The 4492-nt window shown below is 68.1% G+C and carries 5 protein-coding genes; 2 read left to right on the forward strand and 3 right to left on the reverse strand.

Translation table 11 applies throughout. The annotated features are described in order from the left end of the window. Together VFX99_RS15645 and zapE are read right to left on the reverse strand one after the other, a co-directional pair. On the reverse strand, positions 1-1232 hold a 1232-nt coding region (locus VFX99_RS15645; RefSeq protein WP_329667218.1), incomplete at its 3' end, for an ammonium transporter. A gap of 185 nt (positions 1233-1417) precedes the next feature. Then, the gene (gene zapE / locus VFX99_RS15650) at positions 1418-2452 is read right to left on the reverse strand and encodes a cell division protein ZapE (RefSeq protein WP_329667219.1); all 1035 of its coding nucleotides are present in this window, start codon (positions 2450-2452) and stop codon (positions 1418-1420) included. Positions 2453-2574: 122 nt separating this feature from the next. On the opposite strand from zapE, the gene VFX99_RS15655 reads away from it, so the two are divergent. Continuing rightward, a complete protein-coding gene (locus tag VFX99_RS15655; protein WP_329667220.1) occupies positions 2575-3474 on the forward strand; it encodes a sulfurtransferase in 900 nt (299 codons plus the stop codon). Positions 3475-3499: 25 nt separating this feature from the next. Next, the gene (locus VFX99_RS15660; protein ID WP_329667221.1) at positions 3500-3940 is read left to right on the forward strand and encodes a SufE family protein; all 441 of its coding nucleotides are present in this window, start codon (positions 3500-3502) and stop codon (positions 3938-3940) included. A gap of 30 nt (positions 3941-3970) precedes the next feature. On the opposite strand, the gene VFX99_RS15665 is transcribed toward VFX99_RS15660, so the two are convergent. Continuing rightward, the coding region (locus tag VFX99_RS15665; protein ID WP_329667222.1) for an alpha/beta hydrolase at positions 3971-4492 on the reverse strand (522 nt) is incomplete at its 5' end.

The raw sequence follows: 4492 nt of genomic DNA on the forward strand, positions 1-4492 counted from the left end.
CCGTGCACGATGGTGTCGATGCCGGCGATCTCGTCCTCGTTCTTCACGCGGAAGCCGACCGTCTTCTGGATGGCGAAGCCGATGATCCATGCGAGCACGAACGAGTAGATCAGGACCGAGAAGGCCGCGATCGCCTGGACGAGCAGCTGCGTGCCATTGCCGCCCATGAACAGTCCGGTGCCGTTGGCGAAGAAGCCCAGGTACAGCGTTCCGATGAGACCGCCGACGAGGTGGATGCCCACGACGTCGAGCGAGTCGTCGAACCCGAGCTTGAACTTGAGCTCGATCGCCAGGGCGCACACGGCGCCGGCGACGAGGCCGAGCACGATCGCCCAGATCGGCGTCAGGAAGGCACACGCGGGGGTGATCGCGACCAGACCCGCAACCGCACCGGATGCCGCACCGACGGAGGTCGGCTTGCCGTCCTTGATCTTCTCCACGATCAGCCAGGCGAGCAGCGCCGCCGCCGGAGCGGCGATGGTGTTCACGAACGCGAGCGCCGCGGCGTTGTCTGCGGCCAGCTCCGAGCCGGCGTTGAAGCCGAACCAGCCGAACCACAGCAGGCCGGCTCCGAGGAGTACGAACGGCGGGTTGTGCGGGACGTGCACGCCCTTCTGGAATCCGACGCGCTTTCCGAGGACGAGGGCCAGCGCGAGCGCAGCAGCACCGGCGTTGATGTGCACCGCGGTTCCACCGGCGAAGTCGAGCGCGCCGACGCCGAAGAACTCCTGCATGCCGTACGTGATCCAGCCGCCGTAGGCGAAGCTGCCGTCGTCGGCGAGGCCGAAGTTGAACACCCAGCTCGCGACCGGGAAGTAGACCACCGTCGCCCAGATCGCGGCGAAGATCATCCAGGAGCCGAACTTGGCCCGGTCGGCGATCGCGCCGGAGACGAGCGCGACGGTGATGATGGCGAAGGTGGCCTGGAACGCGACGAAGGCGAGGGGCGGGTACGCGGCGCCCTCAGGAGTCTCGAGCACGCTCTGCAGGCCGATCGCCGACCAGTCGATGGACCAGGGGAACGCGAGTCCGTCGGCCGACGGGAACGCGATGGCGTAGCCGTACAGGACCCAGAGGACCCCGATGAGCCCCATCGCGCCGAAGCTCAGCATCATCATGCTGATGACACTCTTGGCCTTGACGAGACCACCGTAGAAGAAAGCGAGTCCTGGCGTCATCAACAGGACGAGTGCTGCCGCTATCAGGATGAATGCTGTATTGCCTTGATCCATCTCGAAATGAACCTCTCTGCAGGGACGCAGGTAAAGCGTCGGGTCTGCCCAGTGTCGCGACAGTCGGTTTCAACCGGCGACGAGGGTCTGTTTCGCGTGTGTTACACGACCCCGACCGAGGTAAACATCAGGTTTCCGGATGCCGTGAGCACGAGTCGAATCGTGCCCGCGAGCCGCCCACGGCGCTAATCGAGAGTAGACGCGACGAGCCTCGAGATCGCCCGCAGGTACTTCTTGCGGTAGCCGCCGGCGAGCATCTCCTCGGGGAACACCAGGTCCAGGGTCTCCCCCGTCGCGCGGATCGGCAGTTCCGCGTCGTACACGCGGTCGATGAAGGCCACGAACCGCAGCGCCGCGGACTGATCGGTCAGCGGTGCGACGTCCCGGAGCCCGATCATGGACAGCCCGTCGATCAGGCGGATGTAGCGCGACGGGTGCACCTTCGCCAGGTGGGCCACGAGCTGGGCGAAGCCGTCATCCGACACGAGACCGCGGGTCGCGGCATCCGCGATCGTCGATTCGTACTCGGGGGCGCCGAGCACGGCGGCATGACCGTCGAGCGCGCGATGGCGGTAGTCGGTGCCGTCGATCCGCATGGTCTGGAAGCTCGCCGCCATCGCGTGGATCTCGCGGAGGAAGTCCTGCGCCGCGAACCGCCCCTCCCCCAGGGCGTTCGGCGGGGTGTTGGATGTCGCGGCCAGCCGCGTCCCCGACGAGACGAGTTCGGCCAGCAGGCGGGTCATCACCATGGTGTCGCCGGGATCGTCGAGCTCGAACTCGTCGATGCACAGCAGATCGGCACCGCGGAACAGGTCGACGGTGTTCTTGTATCCGAGGGCGCCGACCAGCGCGGTGTACTCGATGAACGAGCCGAAGTACTTCCGGCGGACCTGCATCGCGTGGTAGATCGCGGCCAGCAGGTGGGTCTTGCCCACGCCGAAACCACCGTCGAGGTAGACGCCGGGCTTGAGCTCAGGACCCTTCTTCGGCCGCCGGAAGAATCCGCCGCGGGCTTCGGGCGCGGCCACGCCGGAGAATGCCATGAGCGTGGTCTTGGCCTCTTGCTGCGACGGGAAAGCCGGATCCGCGCGATAGGACTCGAACGTCGCGTCCGTGAACTGCGGCGGCGGCACCAGTGAGGCCACCATCTCGGCCCCGGTGATCTGCGGTGTGAGGTCGGTGAGGTGAACGATTCCCGTGCGGGTCGCGGTGGGTGTCATCCTGCTGATCCTGTGTCTCCGTCTTACAGAGTGAGTGCGCCCCGACGCCCGGGAATCTAGGGTCGAAGGGACGGTCCAACCCTACGCCGTCGATCCCGCCGTCCCGACCCGAGGAGCAGCCGGTGTCCGCCGCGTTCGACACGTCATCCCCCAAGTTCGCCGAGTACTCGGAGCCCGGTCGGCTCGTCACCGGCGAATGGCTGGAGGCCCGGCTCGATGAGCCCGGCCTCGTCGTCGTCGAATCCGATGAGGACGTCCTGCTCTACGAGACCGGGCACATCCCCGGAGCGGTCAAGGTCGACTGGCACACCGAGCTCAACGACCCCGTGGTGCGCGATTACGTCGACGGCGAGGGCTTCGCCGCCCTCTTGAGCGCCAAGGGCATCTCGCGCGAAGACACCGTGGTGGTCTACGGCGACAAGAACAACTGGTGGGCGGCGTACGCCCTGTGGGTCTTCTCGCTGTTCGGCCACGAGGACGTCCGCCTGCTGGACGGCGGTCGCGACAAATGGATCGCCGAGGGGCGAGCGCTCACGACGGATGCGACGACCCGCGCTGCCACCGACTACCCGGTGGTTCCCCGTGATGACAGCACCCTGCGGGCGTACAAGGAGGACGTGCTCGCGCACCTGGGAAAGCCGCTGATCGACGTGCGCTCCCCCGAGGAGTACGACGGCTCCCGCACCTCGGCGCCGGCATATCCGGAGGAGAGCGCGCTGCGAGCAGGACACATCCCCACCGCCAAGAGCGTGCCGTGGGCGCGCGCGGTGGCCGAGGACGGCGGATTCAAGACCCGGGCCGAGCTCGATGCCATCTACCGCGACGAGGTCGGCCTCGCCGACGGCGACGAGATCGTCGCGTACTGCCGCATCGGTGAGCGCTCCAGCCACACCTGGTTCGTCCTGCAGCACCTGCTCGGCTTCGAGAAGGTCCGCAACTACGACGGCTCGTGGACGGAGTGGGGCAGCGCGGTGCGCGTGCCGATCGCGACCGGCGCCGAGCCCGGGGACGTGCCCGCCTGACCGCTTGCGTGGGAGAATTGCGGGGATGACCGCACACGTCCTGCCCGACTCCCTCGCCGACATCCGCGACGAGTTCCTCGAGTTGCCCGAAGCCGACCGCCTGCAGCTTCTGCTGGAGTTCTCGAACGAGCTCCCGGCCGTGCCCGCCCGCTACGACGGCCACCCCGAGCTGTGCGAGCGGGTGATCGAGTGCCAGTCCCCCGTTTACATCGTGATCGACCTCGACGAGGACGGACTGGTCGCGATGCACGCGACAGCGCCTCCGGAGGCGCCCACGACGCGGGGGTTCGCCAGCATCCTCGTGCAGGGCATCACGGGGCTGACGCCGGACGCCGTGCTGGCGATCCCGGACGACTTCCCGCAGAGCATCGGTCTCACGCGTGCGGTCTCGCCGCTGCGCCTGTCCGGGATGACCGGAATGCTGATGCGCGCGAAGCGCCAGGTCGCCGCCAAGCGGGCCGCGTAGCGGCGCCGGTCGCAGCGCGATCCCGCGCCCTCAGGGCGTCAGGTCGTGCCGCTCGAGCCACATCCGGATGCTGTCGCTCCAGCGCTCCTGGTCGTAGTTCCACAGCTTGGTGTGCCGGGCGATCTCGAACACCTGCATCTCGACCAGGTCCGGCCGAGCGACCACCAGATCGTGGGACGCGTCCGAGGGGACGAATCCGTCGTCGTCGCTGTGCAGGATGAGAACGGGATGCCGCAGCTCGGCCGCCCGCGCGACGACGTCGAGGCTGTCGAACGGGATGGCGGCGCCGGCGCCGGTCATCGGCGACGCCCACTCCGTCTTGAGAGCACCGATCGCCAAGCCCGTTACGGCGGTGGGGAGGTTGAGCAGCTTCGCCTGGTAGCCGAGCACGGCGCGCCAGTCCACCACCGGCGACTCGAGGATCAGCCCGGCGATCACGTCGCGGTGGGCCGAGTTCAGCTCGAGCTGCAGAGCGATCGCGCCGCCCATCGACCAGCCCATCAGCAGAATTCGACGCGCGCCCCGCCGGCGCGCGAAGCCGACCGCGGCGTC

The sequence above is a fragment of the Microbacterium sp. genome, from assembly GCF_036277215.1.
In the GTDB taxonomy this organism is placed as follows: Bacteria; Actinomycetota; Actinomycetes; order Actinomycetales; family Microbacteriaceae; genus Microbacterium.

What these genes read in the sequence shown, in the direction of transcription:
- zapE (WP_329667219.1), bottom strand. Translation starts at nt 2,452, where the DNA reads ATGACACCCACCGCGACCCGCACGGGAATCGTTCACCTCACCGACCTC.
- VFX99_RS15660 (WP_329667221.1), top strand. Translation starts at nt 3,500, where the DNA reads ATGACCGCACACGTCCTGCCCGACTCCCTCGCCGACATCCGCGACGAG.